Raw genomic sequence first — 13,679 nt, 5'->3', positions numbered from 1 at the left:
GCCGCGGCGACACCTCGAAGAGCCGTTGGTCGCATGCGAACTCCCCCGCCGAGATGACCGTTCCTCGTGGAAACTACCCCTCGCCGGCGGATCGCGGAGCGGAACGCCGCAGCCGTACGCCGCCGCCCGGCGCCCGGCGCCGGCCGACCTCGCGTGGTCGTGCGGCCAGAGCTGCGACGGTCGCGGCCAGGGCGGCCAGGCTCCACGCCTGGGTCCACTCCACTGCCCAGCTGCGGGCGTTGAGCTCGCTCCAGACCATCGCGAGGGACGCCACCACGAAGGTCAGGCCGGCGATCACCCCCCAGCCCTCGAACCGCGGTCGCAGGACCCGGCCCAGCACGAGTGCGGCTGCGACCGCCCCCACACCCCAGGCGCCGACCAACAGCCCGCCGGCGACCAACGCGACGGCCGCGTCCAGCACGCCGGGCCGCCCGGTCGCCAGGTCGGGCAGCTGGACCCGGGCCGGTCGCCGGCGTACGAGTGGGACGAGGACGACCAGCAGGCAGATCAGGACGCCAGCCGCACCGGCGCCGAGCAGTCCGACGAACTGCCGGTCAGCGGGCAGGCTGAAGCGAACCTCGCCGGCCGCACCCGCGGGCACGAGGAAGCCCTGCTTCCAGCCGCTGACCCGCACCGTCGGCAGCGTCTCGCCGTCGAGGGTCGCCACCCAGGCGTCGTTGTCGTTCTGCTGGAGCGTCAGCAGGCCGTCGGTGCCGCGCTCGGGGAGGTCCGCCGAGGTGGGCTGGCCGCGTCCGTCGACGTGGAGCGTCACCGGCTGCGTGGCCGAGACCGTCACCCCGACATGGCGCAGGCTGACCGTGTCGACCCGGAACAGCGTCGAGGGGCGGGCGATCAGGGTGTGGTCGGTGCCGGGGCCCAACGCACCGGTCGGGAAGCCGCACACGATGAACGGCACGCTCGCGCCGCGAACAAGGCTGCGCACCGACGCGACCACACTGGTCTGACGCACCTGCCCGTCGAGCCCGATGTCGGGACCGCTGCCGCAGGGGAAGACCCGTTGCTCGGTGGAGGCCTTCTCCTCAGCCCCGCCTCCGAAGGAGAGGCTGCTGATGCCGCCCGGTGCCGGCGCGAACTGCTGGCCCACCACCAGGAACGACTGCTCGGTGTCGGCGACCCGGATCTCGAGCGATCGGACCCGCCACGGCGGCAGGGTGCCGGCGCCGGACTCGTCCAGGTGCACCAAGCGCTTGCGGTCGCCGTCGGAGACGAGCAGCGCGGTCGGCCGCGACGCCGCGGCGTCCGGGCCGATCGTCGCCTCGACCGTGGTCAGCTGCCGCGGCTTCGGGAAGCGGATCGTGAGGGTCTCGTCCGGGTCCTGGGTGATCCAGGTCGTCCCCGGGTCGCCGTCGAGCGTCGCCACGGGCCCGGAGGCGAGGTCGGTGGGGCTGGCGGCGTCGGACCGTGCCGTCAGGCCCGAGGCGGAGAGGCCGTCGCCGTGGCCGGTACGCCGCAGCGACACCGTGCCCGAGAGCGTGTAGTCGCCCGGGGTGTCGGTGGCGAACCGCCGCGCGAGGGTGTCGCCGTCCTCACCGGGAGCGGCCAGCACGTCCAGGCACGGGTAGCCGTCGCGCACCACGGCGCAGGCCGCCCGGTCGGGGTCACGAGTCATCGAGACGAGGTCGACCGCGAAGCGCGGGTCGGGGTCCGGCAGGTCCATCACCTGCTGCGCGATCAGGTCCGGGATCTGCACCTCGGCGATCGCGAACGAGCCCGGGAGGCCGAGGTCGCGGCCGGCCGCGGTGATCCGCAGGAGGTCGCCCGCGCCCAGGGTGGTGCGGTAGACCTTCGACTGCCCCGGCTTCGGGGCGTCCACCTCGACGTGCTCCTTGCCGGCCCACAGGTCGAGGCGGTCGACCGGGGCGGAGTCGGCGGCCAGCCGGACGGTGATCTCACCGACCCCGACGAGGCCGCCGAAGTCGGCCTGCCAGAACTCGCCGGTCGGGTCCAGCTGGCGCGCCGAGCGCCAGGCGGTCGCCGGGTCGCCGTCGAGCGCGGCCGACGGGTCCGAGCCGATCCGCAGCGGCGGTCGGGCGTCCGAGAACGCCTCGCTGGAGCTGGCGGTCACCGAGTCGACCTGCCCGGCCCAGTCGGCAGTGGTCTGCCATCGCTGCGGGTCGTCGACGACCCGGTGCTCGTGCTCGGGGCCCGAGAGCCGGTAGCCCTCGTCCGCGGTCATCGTGCTCGACTCGTTCCAGCGCACGGCCGCGAAGTTGGTCTCGCGTCGCCGCATGTCGTCGGTCAGCACCTGGCCGATGGCGCTGTCCGGCGCGTCAGCGGCCAGCACGGGCTGGCCGCCGGTGAGCGCTCCGACGTCGGCGGTCAGCCCGCTGCCGGGGTCGCCGGCCAGCGCCTCGAGTCCCGTGGTCAGGTACGCCGGGTGCGCGCCGGCGACGTCGTACACGTCGACGGAGCCCACCGGGGTCGAGAGGCCGGAGCCCTCGATGACCCGCGCACCGACGCCCGGAGCGCGCGTGACCGGCGGGGCGCCGACCGTGGGACCGAAGGAGCGGTCCAGCTCGATGCCGGGCGAGGCGCGCAGCACGCTCGCGACGTACGCCGGGTCCGGGGCGCCGGTCTCGAACCGGTCCAGGTCGTTGCGCACGACGAGCCGGCCCACGCCGTTCGCCGCGAGGTAGCGGGCGAGCTCGGGCCCCGGGTGGCCGGACTCGACGAACCGGGTGACGGCGTCGAGGAACACCACGTTGCCGGGCTGCGCCAGCGGGATCACGTTGCGCACCGCCCAGGAGCTGTCCGCCAGACCCTGCAGGACGTCGTCGTGGGTGTTGCCCCAGGCGTAGACCCCGAACGCGGACGCCGGGATCTCCAGGGACACGGTGCCGTCGTCGGTGTCCGCCAGGTAGTCGGCGGCCGCGCTCCAGTACGCCGGCACCTCCTCGACCCCGTCGCGCGGCGCGATCCGGTCCTGCGCCCATGGCAGGGTGAGCGAGACCAGCGCCAGGCCGGTCGCGACCCGGAGCAGCACGAGCGCCGGCCGTGCGCCGCGGCCCCGGACCGCCCCGGCGAGGCGCGGCAGCACGTGGGCGACCCCGAGCACGAGCGGCAATCGCAACACCACGTCGAACTTGTGCAGGTTGCGCAGCGGGGCGAGCGACTGGTCGAGCAGGTCGGTGCGGTCCGCGGCCAGGAACCCGGCCATCTCCCCGGAGTAGCCGAAGCCGACCAGCGTGACGCCCACGATCAGACCCAGGGTGAGGAATCGCTGGTGCGGGTTGCTGCGCAGGCAGATCCCCAGCAGGCCGAGGGCCGCGACGGCCGCGGCGTCGAGCACGAGGAACGGTGTGGTCACCAGCTGCTGGCCGGCGGTGTAGTCGATGCCCGCGAAGTAGGCGACCCAGTCCGACTCGCCGACGATCGTGCGGGACAGTCCCGTGGGGATGCTGGTGATCGTGGCGTTCTCGATGTAGTCGAGGAACGGCGGGCTGTAGCGGCCCACCAGCAGGAGCGGACCGGCCCACCACACGGTCGCGAGCCCGGTGAACAGCGTCCACCAGCCGAAGAGCCGCCACTTCCGTGGGCCGCCGGCCCGGGTGAGGATCCAGATCGCGCCGAGCGGCAGCACCGCCGCGACCGCGACCGCGTTGACCCCGCCGCAGCAGGCGACCGCGAGGGCGCTCAGCGCCGCGGCCCGGCGTACCGATCCGCGCTCGCTGCCGGCGATCAGCGGCAGCAGCACCCACGGCGCGAGCGCCATCGGCCAGATCTCGACCGAGGTGCCGCCCAGCAGCGTGGTGATCCGCGGGGTCAGCACGAACGCGAAGCCCGCGACGACCTGCGTCAGCGGCGAGCCGAGGCCGAGGCGCTGGGCCAGCCGGACGACACCGAAGAACGCCGCGCAGAGCAGCAGGCTCCACCAGACGCGCTGCACCACCCAACCGGGCACGTGCGCGAGATCGCCGAGGAGGAAGACAGGCCCCATCGGCCACGCGTAGCCGTAGGCCTGGTTCTGGATCTGGCCGAACGCCGCCGAGGGGTCCCACAGGTGGACGGCGTTGCCGAGGAACTTGGCCGGGTTGGTGACCAGGTCGAACTTCGTGTCGGCGACCATCCGGCCCGCCGACTGGGAGAACGCCATCGCGACCAGGATCGCGGCGTACCCCCACATCCGCAGGCGCGACGTGGCGACCCCCTCCGCGGGGGCGTCTGGGAGGTCACTCACCCTTGCGCACCACGATCACGAGGTTCCAGGTGACGAGCTCGCGCAGCACCGGCACCCGGGTCAGCCAGTAGCTCCAGCGCGGGTTGTAGCGGGGCAGCAGCCCGATGACCGTCCCGCCCCGCTGCCGGCGCGCCCAGCGCACGCCGTCGCGCACGGTGACGCGGAACAGCGACTCGCCGTACCTGTTCTTGGGCTCGTGACCGTGCCGGGCCGCGTAGCGACGCCGGGCGCGCGCGCCGCCGAGGAAGTGCCACGGGGCGGTCTCGTGCCCACCCCACGGGCCGTACCAGACGGTGTAGGAGAGGAACGCGATGCCGCCGGGGCGGGTGACGCGGAGCATCTCGTCGGCCATGGACCAGGGGCGCGACACGTGCTCCAGGACGTTGGAGGAGTAGCAGAGGTCGACCGCACCGTCACGGAACGGCAGGTTCATCCCATCGCCCACGACCGTGCCGCGGGCGATCTCACCGAGTCCCGAGAGCTCGCCGACGTCGGCGTCGAGCGCCCAGTACGTCGCACCAGCGGCCTCGAACGCGTCGCGGAAGTAGCCGGGACCGCCGCCGACGTCGAGCACGGTGCGGCCCGCGAGGTCGAGGTAGCCCGACAGCTGGCCGATCGAGTCGGCGGCCAACGCTGAGTAGAACCGCCGCGGGTCGTCCTGCTCGTGGCGGAAGTCGCCGAGCAACCGGACCGACCGGCGCAGGTCGGGCCGCCAGGGGCCTGCGCTCAGCATGCGCGCACCCTATCCGAGAGGTAACCGGGTAGTAACCTCGCCGCGTGCCCACGCCCGACGCTCCTGAACGCCCTGCTCGTGACGGGGGTGACCTGACCGGTCGGCACGTGCTGTTCCTGAGCTGGCGCGACACCCGCAACCCCGAGGGCGGCGGGGCGGAGCGCTACCTCGAGCAGGTCGCAACGGGGCTGGTCGACCGGGGGTGCCGGGTCACGATCTTCTGTGTCGCGTTCGCCGGTGGCGCGCCCGACGAGACCATCGACGGGGTCCGCTACGTACGCCGCGGCACCAAGCTCAGCGTCTACGCCCTCGGCATGTGGTCGCTGCTGCGCCGCCGGTTCGGCCGGGTCGACGTGGTCGTCGACGTGCAGAACGGGCTGCCGTTCTTCGCCCCACTGGTCACCCGCAAGCCGGTGATCGTGCTGGTCCACCACGTGCACCGCGAGCAGTGGCCGGTGGTCTACCCCGGGCTCACCGGCCGGATCGGCTGGTGGATCGAGCGCCGGGTCGCCCCCAAGCTCTACCGGCACGCGCAGTACGTCACGGTCTCGCGGGCCACGCGCGCCGAGCTGCGCGAGCTCGGGGTCACCGGCCCGCGGGTCGCGGTGGTGCACAACGGCACCACGCCGGTGGTCTCGGTCGACGCGCGCAAGACGCCGCACCCCTCGATCTGCGTGGTGGGGCGACTGGTCCCCCACAAGCAGGTCGAGCACGCGATCGACGCGGTCCGCGCGCTGGTGGTCGAGTTCCCCGACCTGCGGCTGCGCGTCGTCGGCAGCGGCTGGTGGGAGGGCGAGCTCCACGAGTACGCCCGGGACCTCGTCGAGCGCGGCACGGTGGTGTTCGAGGGTCATGTGTCGGAGCTCCGCAAGCAGGAGATCTACGAGGAGTCGTGGGTGATGGCGCTGCCGTCGCTCAAGGAGGGCTGGGGGCTCGTGGTCGGCGAGGCGGCCGCGCACCGCACCCCGACCGTCGCCTACGCGGACGCCGGGGGCACCCAGGAGTCGATCATCGACGGCGTGTCGGGGGTGCTGGTCCACTCACCCGGCGAGCTCACCGCCGCCCTCGGGCGGCTGCTGCGCGACCACGCAGCACGCGCCCGCCTGGCGGAGGGCGCGTGGACGCACAGCTCCGGCTACACCTGGGGTCACTCCCAGGCGGCGTTCGCGCACGTCGTCGCGTCGGCCTTGCGCGGTGAGCTGGTCAGCGAGCAGGACGCGACCGGCGACTGACCGGCTCGTCGATCAGTTCGTCGAGCCGTACTCGATGACCGGGTTGCTGACGTTGGCCGGGGAGTTCTCCGGCGGCGCGGTCTGCGACTTGACGAGCCCGACCACGGTCGCACCGGCGAGCGTGCCTCCGACGACGACGCTCAGGACTGACACCAGAAATGCTTGCACGTGAGTTCCCTTCCTCCCGGCGCAGACCGTATCACCTGGTGAGTGATCCGCGCCGCATTCTCCGTGACGTACGTCGCACCACTTCGACGAGCGCCAGGACCGGGAGCAGCAGGAAGGCGCTCCACGCCAGCCCGAGGGCCGCCTTGGCCGGGTCCGAGGTCGAGCGCACGTCGGTGGGCGTGTCGAGGCGGACCACGTCCAGGCTGGGACCACCGCCCAGCGACGTGCCCGCGATCGCAGGAGCGCCGGCCTCGCCGCCGGGGGCATCGCGCTCGGTCACGACGACCGAGATGCCCAGCCGGGCGAGCGCCTCGGCCCGCGCCTGCGGCGTACCCCGGTCGAGGGCGGCGAGCACCTCCGGCACCCGGGGGTCCTCCCCCGCGATCACCCGGCCGTCGACCACGAGCTGGTCGTTCACGACGTAGTCGGGCTGGAGGTAGCGACCGAGCGGGTCGAGCACCTTGCGGTCGTGGTTCCACGACGGCGCCCGGTAGCTGCTGAACGGCAGCACGAGCAGATCACCGTCGGGCGCGTCGGCCACAGCGACCCGAGCGGTGGCGTAGTCGCCCGGGAAGTCCGCGGGCCGCAGGTCACCGGACAGCCCCCACGCCGCGTCGGGCATGACCGCCAACGGGAGTAGAGCCACGGCTCCCCCGGCCAGGAGCCGCGGCGCTCGACCGGCGCACCACTCGGCACCACTCGCCACGAGGACGGCCGTGAGCGGCGCGCACAGGGCCAGCGAGCGCGTCCCGTCACGCAGCAGCCCGCCGCCGGGGATCACGTCGGCCAGCGTGCCCACGGCCCCGGGAGCCGCCCAGGACAGCACCGCGAGCAGGTAGCCCGCGGCCCACAGCCCGGCCAGGGCGACGGTCGTACGCCGGCCGAGCCGGTGCGCCACCGCCCGGGCACCGGCCACCGCGAGCGCCGCGAAGGCGGCGGTCAGCAGCAGCGGGAGGACGAGCGTGGTCCGTGAGCTCGGCAAGGCCTCGGCGTTCCAGATGCCGCCGAGGGTGAGCGCCGCCAGCGGGGCGGGCAGTGACCCCTCCGCGTGCAGGCCGAACACCGAGCCCGCCGCGCTCGAGGTCGCGGTGTCCAGGTGGAGCAGGCCGGCCACCAGCCACGGGGCGTTCGCGGCGGCGGCCAGCGCGAAGACACGCACGGCGTTGGGCCGAGTGAGGCCGACGGCCAGCAGCGTGGCGGCGGCCATCAGCCCCGCGTTCGCGCTGAGGCTCCCGGCCACCAGCAGGAGCGGCAACCAGGCGCCGATGCGGTGGTCACCTCGCAGCCGCTGGCCCTCGCGGACCAGCCACGGCAGGACCGCCCAGCACACCAGCAGCGGCCAGTGGCCGATGCCGAGCCGCTCGACCACGAACGGGCTCCAGACGTAGACGCTGGTCGCCGCGAGGCGGGCCACCATCGACGGTCCGGCCAGCGAGGCGGCGCCGAGCCCTCCGAGGACCAACGCGCCGAGCAGCACGAGCTTCTGCAGGACCATCCCCGGCACGAGCTCGTCGAGCACCGCGATGACCGCGTCGGACGGCACCGCCCGCGGCAACGCCGTACCGGCGCCGAGGAAGTCCGGACGCAGCGCCAGGTCGGGCACCCAGACCATGTCGTAGGTGAGCACGTAGCCGACCCCCAGCGCGGGCCCGAGCATGAGGAGCGCCAGGGCCACCGCCCAGGCGGCCGGCGCGTGCCTCGCGATCCGGTCCACTAGAGGGGCAGCCGCCGGAAGAGCGCCCGCGGGACGTGGCGCAGCCCGGACATCACGCCGCGCAGGGCGCCGGGCACCCAGATCAGGTCGGCGCCGGACGCCACGCCGTCGGTGATCGCGGCGGCCACGTCCTCGGCGTCGACCGAGAGCGGCGCGGGACTGCGGCCCTCGGTCATCTTCGTGCGCACGAAGCCCGGCCGGACGACCAGCACGCGGGCGCCGGTGCCGCGCAAGGCCTCCCCCAGCCCGAGGTAGAACCCGTCCATGCCGGCCTTGCTCGAGCCGTAGACGAAGTTGGAGCGGCGCACCCGCTCGCCGGCGACCGAGGACAGCGCGACGATCACTCCGTGGCCCTGGCGGCGCAGCACCTCGGCGAGGCAGACGCCGACGCTGACCGGTGCGACGTAGTTGACCGACGCGAGCCGCACGGCCGCGTCGTGGTCCTGCCAGGCCTGCTCCTCGTCGCCGAGCACGCCGAAGGCCACGAGCGCGACGTCGATGTCGCGCTCCTGCGCCGCCTGGGCGATGACCGCGGCGTGGGTGTCGGTGGCCTCGGCCTCGAAGTCCAGTGCGCGTACGTCGGCCCCGAGCCCCGTGAGCTCGGCGACCGCTGCGTCGCGGCGCGGTCCCGGGCGGGCGGCGAGGGTGACGTGGAGCGGGCCCGAGCGCGCCCAGCGCCGGGCGGTCGCGAGCGCGATGTCGCTGGTGCCGCCGAGCAGGAGCACGGACTGGGGCTGGCCGAGTGCGTTGATCATCGTCCTCAGATCTCGAGTCGTCGGGCCAGGTCGGACCGGAACCGGTGGTCCGGGTCGACCCGGTCGCGTACCTCGCGGAACTCCGCGAGGCGGGGGTACATGGCGGGCAGCAGGTCCGAGCGCAGTCGGGCGTCCTTGGCGAGGTAGAGCCGCCCGCCGGCCTCGACCACGGCGCGGTCGAGCTCGTCGAGCAGCGGCGCCAGCCCGGGGTGCGCCGGCACGTCGTACGCGAGCGTCCAGCCGGCCATCGGGAACGACAGCGGCGCGGGGTTGCCCGGTCCGAAGCGCTTCAACACCGCCAGGAAGCAGGGCAGCCGCTCGGCGGCGATCCGTTCCAGGATCCGCACCAGGGCCGGCTCGGCACCGTCGGGGACGACCAGCTGGTACTGCACCAGTCCGCGCGGGCCGTAGACCCGGTTCCAGTGCGCGACGCCGTCCAGCGGGTGGAAGAACGCCGAGAGCGACTGGATCTCGCCGGTCCGATGACGGGGCGCCTTGCGGAACCACGCCTCGTTGAACGCGCGGACCCCCAGCGAGCGCACCAGCCCGACCGGCGGCCGGAGCGATACGCCGAGCCGCGGCTCGCGCGGCACGAGGAGCGGGTCCGTCTTGCCCTCGATCTGGTCGCGGGTGGCGTGCTCGCCGCGCGAGAGGACCGAGCGGCCCATCGAGCGGCCGCGGGCCAGCGTGTCGATCCAGGCGACGGAGTAGGTGTGGTCGCGGTCGGAGCCGGCCATCTCGGCCATGACCGCGTCGAGGTCGGACAGCCGCTGGGTGCTGACCACGGCGTAGCCGGTCTCGACCGGGATCGTCCGGAGCACCGCGGAGGTCACCACGCCGGTGAGCCCCAGCCCACCGACCGTGGCCCAGAACAGGTCGGGCTCGCGGTCCGGGCCGATCGTGCGGACCGAGCCATCGGCGAGCACCAGGTCGAGGGAGGTCACGTGGTCGCCGAAGCTGCCGGTGCGGTGGTGGCTCTTGCCGTGCACGTCGCACGCGATCGCGCCGCCGATGGTGACGTAGCGGGTGCCGGGGGTGACCGGCACGAAGCGGCCCTGAGGCAGCAGCGCGACCATCAGGTCATGGAGGCTGGTCCCGGCGGACACTCGCACGGTCCCGTCCGGCTCGACCCGACCGATGTGCGTCGGCAGCGGAGCGAGCACGGTGCCGCCGGCGTTCTGCGCGGGGTCGCCGTACGACCTGCCGAGGCCGCGTGCGACCAGGCCGCGCGGGCCGGCCGCGCGCACCAGGTCGGGCACCTCGCCGGTCGTGGCCTCCACGAGAAGTCCCACGCTCGGGGCGGTCATGCCCCAGCCGGTCAGCACCCGCTCAGACACCGAGCACCCCGAGGCTGAGCACGACGATCCAGATCACGCCGATGCCCTGCAGCAGGCGGTCGCCCCACACGATGTCCTCGGGCTCGGCCGCCTCGCCCGCGTCGATGTCGACGGCGTAGCGCAGGAGGCCGACCACGAACGGCAGGATCGAGAGCGTGTGCCAGGGCACCCCGGTCTCGGTGGCGTTCTCGAAGGCCCACAGGCAGTACGCCGTGATCGTCACGGCGGCCGCGATGCTCCACACGAACCGCAGGTAGGACGCGGTGTAACGCACCAGGGAGCGGCGCGTCCCGGCCTCGCTGCCGAGCGTGTGCAGCTCGGAGTAGCGCTTGCCCGCCACCATGAACAGCGAACCGAAGCCGGCGACGAGCAGGAACCAGTCGGAGATCGGCAGCGCGGCCGCGAGGCCTCCCGCGACCGCCCGCATCAAGAAGCCGCCCGAGACCAGCGCCAGGTCGATGACCGGCTCGTGCTTGAGCCACAGGGAGTAGCCGAGCATCACCGCGATGTAGCTGACCAGCAGCACCACCAGCTCCCACCGGGTCGCGGCGGTGACGGCCACGCCCACGACGTAAAGCAGGACGGCGATCGCGAGCGCCCGGCCCACGGACAGCTGCCCGGCCGCGATCGGGCGCAGGCTCTTTCGCGGGTGCAACCGGTCGGCCTCGACGTCGGCGCAGTCGTTGACGAGGTACGTCGCCGACGACGCGCAGCAGAACGCCACGAACGCCAGCACGGTCGGACCCAGCACGCCCGGCTCGCCCAGATCACCGGCCGCCAGTGGCGCCGCGAGGACCAGGAGGTTCTTGGTCCACTGCTTCGGTCGCATGGACCGGAGCACGGCGCCGACGAGGGTCACGGCCGCGAGTCTAGGCGTGTCGGAGGCCCTCGGTGGTGGCACTCTGGTGAGACCCGCATACGCTTCCCTCCTGTGGCCCCACCTACCCGTCGCCTGACCGAGCTCCTCGGCGGCGGCGGCGTCATCGCCGTCGCGATGGCGGTGATGAACGTCGCGACGTACGGCTTCACGATGATCGCCGCGCGGATGCTCGGACCGCGCTCGTACGGCGCGCTCGCGAGCCTGATGGCGACGCTGCTCGTGATCACCGTGCTGCAGCTGGGCCTGCAGGCGACCGCCGCCCGGCGGATCGCCGCGGAGCCTGAGCACGTCGCGCAGATCGAGCGGACGATCCTGGGGGTCACCTACCGCGCATCGGTCGCGCTCGGCGTCCTGCTGCTCGTGGTCTCCCCGCTGCTCGACATCGTGCTGCGTCTCGACAGCCTGCTGACCGCGGCGCTGGTCTCGGTCGTGTCGGTGCCGCTCACGATCATGGGCGGACAGGCGGGCATCCTGCAGGGCGAGCGGCGCTGGCACGCGCTCTCGGTGCTCTACATCCTCAGCGGCGTGCCCCGGCTGCTGATCGGTACGGCGTTGATCGCGTGGCAGCCCAGCGAGCTGGCCGCCCTCGTCGGCACCGGGCTGGGTGCCTGTGCACCGGTCTTCGCGGGCTGGTGGCTGCTGCGCCGGCCACGCGACCCCGGCGTCACCAGCGAGGAGCACGGCTTCCGCAAGGTGATCCGCGAGTCGATCCTGAACTCCCAGGTGCTGCTGGCCTTCTTCGCGCTCTCCAACGCCGACATCGTCGTCGCCCGCAACGTGCTCGACAGCCACGACGCGGGCCTCTACGCCGGTGGCCTGATCCTGACCAAGGCGGTGCTGTTCCTGCCGCAGTTCGTGGTGGTGATCGCGTTCCCGTCGATGTCGACGCTGAGCGAGCGCCGGCGTGCGCTCACCGGCAGCCTCGGGCTGGTCGCGGTGCTCGGCGCAGTGGCGACCGCAGGGGCGGCGCTCCTCCCCAAGCTCGCGCTGGTCTTCGTCGGTGGCGACCGTTACGACGAGATCGCCGACCATCTGTGGATCTATGCGATCCTCGGCACGGTCCTCTCGATGCTCCAGCTGCTCGTCTACTCGGTGCTGGCCCGGCAGGGCCAGCGCTCGGTCTACCTGGTGTGGGTGGCGTTCCTCGCCATGATCGGCCTCGGGCTCGCCAGCGACTCACTGCGCGGCCTGCTCTCCGTGGTCATCGTCGTCGACGCCGTGCTGCTCGCCGCGCTGCTCGCGGTCAGCCTGCACGTCACGAAGGCTCCCGCCCAGCCAGAGCCGGCTCCCGCGGCGTAGTCGCGGGTTCCGGCTGCCAGGTCCCCGCGCGACACGCCGGTCGGCGTGCTACCTCCAGCCGAGCGCTGGCGCCAGGTGCGTGACCACGCTCTCGAGCACGTGCGCGTTGTAGTCCACACCGAGCTGGTTGGGGATCGTGAGCAGCAGCGTGTCGGCCGCGGCGATCGCCTCGTCCAGGGCGAGCTCCTCGACCAGGCGGTCCGGCTCACCGGCGTACGTCTTGCCGAACCGGGCGACGCCGCCGTCGATGTAGCCGACCTGGTCCTGGCCGCGGCCTTCCTGGCCGAAGTAGGCGCGGTCGAGGTCGTTGACGATCGGGAAGATGCTGCGGCTGACCGAGACGCGCGGCTCCCGCTCGTGACCTGCGGCCCGCCAGGTGTCGCGGAACCGCTGGATCTGCTCGGCCTGGAGCTGGTGGAACGGCACGCCGGTGTCCTCGGTGAGCAGCGTGGAGCTCATCAGGTTCATGCCCTGCTCGGCCGTCCACTCGGCGGTCGCGCGCGTGCCGGCGCCCCACCAGATGCGGTCCCGCAGGCCCGGTGAGTGCGGCTCCACCCGGAGCAGGCCCGGTGGGTTGGGGAACATCGGTCGCGGGTTGGGCTCGGCGAAGCCCTCGCCGCGCAGCACCTCGAGCAGCACCGCGGTGTGCTCGCGCGCCATCGCCGCGTGGTCGGACCCCTCGGCCGGCTGGTAGCCGAAGTAGCGGTAGCCGTCGACGACCTGCTCCGGTGAGCCGCGGCTGATGCCGAGCTGGAGTCGTCCGCCGGAGATCAGGTCGGCGGCGCCGGCGTCCTCGGCGAAGTACAGCGGGTTCTCGTAGCGCATGTCGATGACGCCGGTGCCGATCTCGATCCGGCTGGTACGCGCCCCGATCGCGGCGAGCAGCGGGAACGGCGAGGCGAGCTGCTGCGCGAAGTGGTGCACGCGGAAGTAGGCACCGTCGACGCCGACCTCCTCCGCGGCCACCGCGAGGTCGATCGACTGCAGCAGCGTGTCGGAGGCGCTCCGCGTCTGTGAGTGCGGCGAGTCCGACCAGTGGCCGAACGACAGGAATCCGATGTTCTTCACGTCCACCTCAACACTGTTGAACGGTCAATCTCTTCCCGAGCAGGCTAGCGTGACCGGATGGCCAGCGAGCTGCTCGAGGTCGACGGCGAGATCTGGGAGGTCAGCGACCACCCGGGCGTGCCGGGCCGCTACCACTACGCCTGGCTCAGCGGACCGAACCGCGGATACGGGTTCACCTCCCAGACGTCGAACAACGCCACCCTCGACACCGGGCACCACCGCGCCGCGATCAGGGACTTCCTGCGGCACGTCGACCCGGAGACCGGCTACCTCGAGTGAGGGCCCCGGCCCGGAA

11 protein-coding genes are annotated in these 13,679 nt (G+C 73.2%); 3 read left to right on the top strand and 8 right to left on the bottom strand.

Features of this window, described 5'->3' with window-relative positions; translation table 11 throughout:
• Positions 1-73 precede the first annotated feature (73 nt).
• Both AC3ANS_RS08665 and AC3ANS_RS08660 read right to left on the bottom strand, forming a co-directional pair.
• On the bottom strand, positions 74-4,198 hold the full coding sequence (locus tag AC3ANS_RS08665) for an alpha-(1->3)-arabinofuranosyltransferase domain-containing protein (protein ID WP_488295754.1): 4,125 nt from the start codon (positions 4,196-4,198) through the stop codon (positions 74-76).
• Positions 4,191-4,931, bottom strand: a complete 741-nt coding sequence (locus AC3ANS_RS08660) for a class I SAM-dependent methyltransferase (RefSeq protein WP_488295753.1) — start codon at positions 4,929-4,931, stop codon at positions 4,191-4,193. The genes AC3ANS_RS08665 and AC3ANS_RS08660 overlap by 8 nt, the downstream gene beginning before the upstream one ends.
• Before the next feature lie 44 nt (positions 4,932-4,975).
• Between AC3ANS_RS08660 and AC3ANS_RS08655 the strand changes: the two genes are divergently transcribed.
• Positions 4,976-6,163, top strand: coding sequence for a glycosyltransferase family 4 protein (locus AC3ANS_RS08655; RefSeq protein WP_488295752.1), 1,188 nt, complete (start codon positions 4,976-4,978; stop codon positions 6,161-6,163).
• A gap of 12 nt (positions 6,164-6,175) precedes the next feature.
• On the opposite strand, the gene AC3ANS_RS08650 is transcribed toward AC3ANS_RS08655, so the two are convergent.
• The 5 genes from AC3ANS_RS08650 to AC3ANS_RS08630 are packed head-to-tail and all read right to left on the bottom strand — an operon-like array spanning position 6,176 to position 10,996.
• Entirely contained in the window at positions 6,176-6,316 is a 141-nt protein-coding gene (locus AC3ANS_RS08650; RefSeq protein ID WP_488295751.1) for a DUF2613 family protein, read from the bottom strand.
• Positions 6,317-6,362: 46 nt separating this feature from the next.
• A complete protein-coding gene (locus AC3ANS_RS08645; RefSeq protein WP_488295750.1) occupies positions 6,363-8,045 on the bottom strand; it encodes an MmpA family trehalose lipid delivery protein in 1,683 nt (560 codons plus the stop codon).
• Positions 8,045-8,800, bottom strand: a complete 756-nt coding sequence (gene dprE2 / locus AC3ANS_RS08640; RefSeq protein WP_488295749.1) for a decaprenylphospho-beta-D-erythro-pentofuranosid-2-ulose 2-reductase — start codon at positions 8,798-8,800, stop codon at positions 8,045-8,047. The genes AC3ANS_RS08645 and dprE2 overlap by 1 nt, the downstream gene beginning before the upstream one ends.
• 5 nt (positions 8,801-8,805) lie before the next feature.
• Positions 8,806-10,137, bottom strand: a complete 1,332-nt coding sequence (gene dprE1, locus AC3ANS_RS08635) for a decaprenylphosphoryl-beta-D-ribose oxidase (protein WP_488295748.1) — start codon at positions 10,135-10,137, stop codon at positions 8,806-8,808.
• On the bottom strand, positions 10,130-10,996 hold the full coding sequence (locus AC3ANS_RS08630) for a decaprenyl-phosphate phosphoribosyltransferase (RefSeq protein WP_488295747.1): 867 nt from the start codon (positions 10,994-10,996) through the stop codon (positions 10,130-10,132). The genes dprE1 and AC3ANS_RS08630 overlap by 8 nt, the downstream gene beginning before the upstream one ends.
• Positions 10,997-11,068: 72 nt before the next feature.
• Between AC3ANS_RS08630 and AC3ANS_RS08625 the strand changes: the two genes are divergently transcribed.
• Entirely contained in the window at positions 11,069-12,316 is a 1,248-nt protein-coding gene (locus AC3ANS_RS08625) for a lipopolysaccharide biosynthesis protein (protein WP_488295746.1), read from the top strand.
• Between the two features lie 48 nt (positions 12,317-12,364).
• On the opposite strand, the gene AC3ANS_RS08620 is transcribed toward AC3ANS_RS08625, so the two are convergent.
• Positions 12,365-13,384 (bottom strand): LLM class flavin-dependent oxidoreductase, encoded by a 1,020-nt coding sequence (locus AC3ANS_RS08620; RefSeq protein WP_488295745.1) that lies wholly within the window; start codon positions 13,382-13,384, stop codon positions 12,365-12,367.
• A gap of 57 nt (positions 13,385-13,441) precedes the next feature.
• On the opposite strand from AC3ANS_RS08620, the gene AC3ANS_RS08615 reads away from it, so the two are divergent.
• On the top strand, positions 13,442-13,663 hold the full coding sequence (locus AC3ANS_RS08615; protein ID WP_488295744.1) for a hypothetical protein: 222 nt from the start codon (positions 13,442-13,444) through the stop codon (positions 13,661-13,663).
• Positions 13,664-13,679 lie beyond the last annotated feature (16 nt).

The sequence above is a fragment of the Nocardia sp. 149-1B genome, from assembly GCF_057747975.1.
Note: the sequence above shows the minus strand (reverse complement) of the source record. Positions and strands in the feature narration are given on the sequence as shown.

What these genes read in the sequence shown, in the direction of transcription:
- AC3ANS_RS08660 (WP_488295753.1), bottom strand. Translation starts at nt 4,931, where the DNA reads ATGCTGAGCGCAGGCCCCTGGCGGCCCGACCTGCGCCGGTCGGTCCGG.
- dprE2 (WP_488295749.1), bottom strand. Translation starts at nt 8,800, where the DNA reads ATGATCAACGCACTCGGCCAGCCCCAGTCCGTGCTCCTGCTCGGCGGC.
- AC3ANS_RS08615 (WP_488295744.1), top strand. Translation starts at nt 13,442, where the DNA reads ATGGCCAGCGAGCTGCTCGAGGTCGACGGCGAGATCTGGGAGGTCAGC.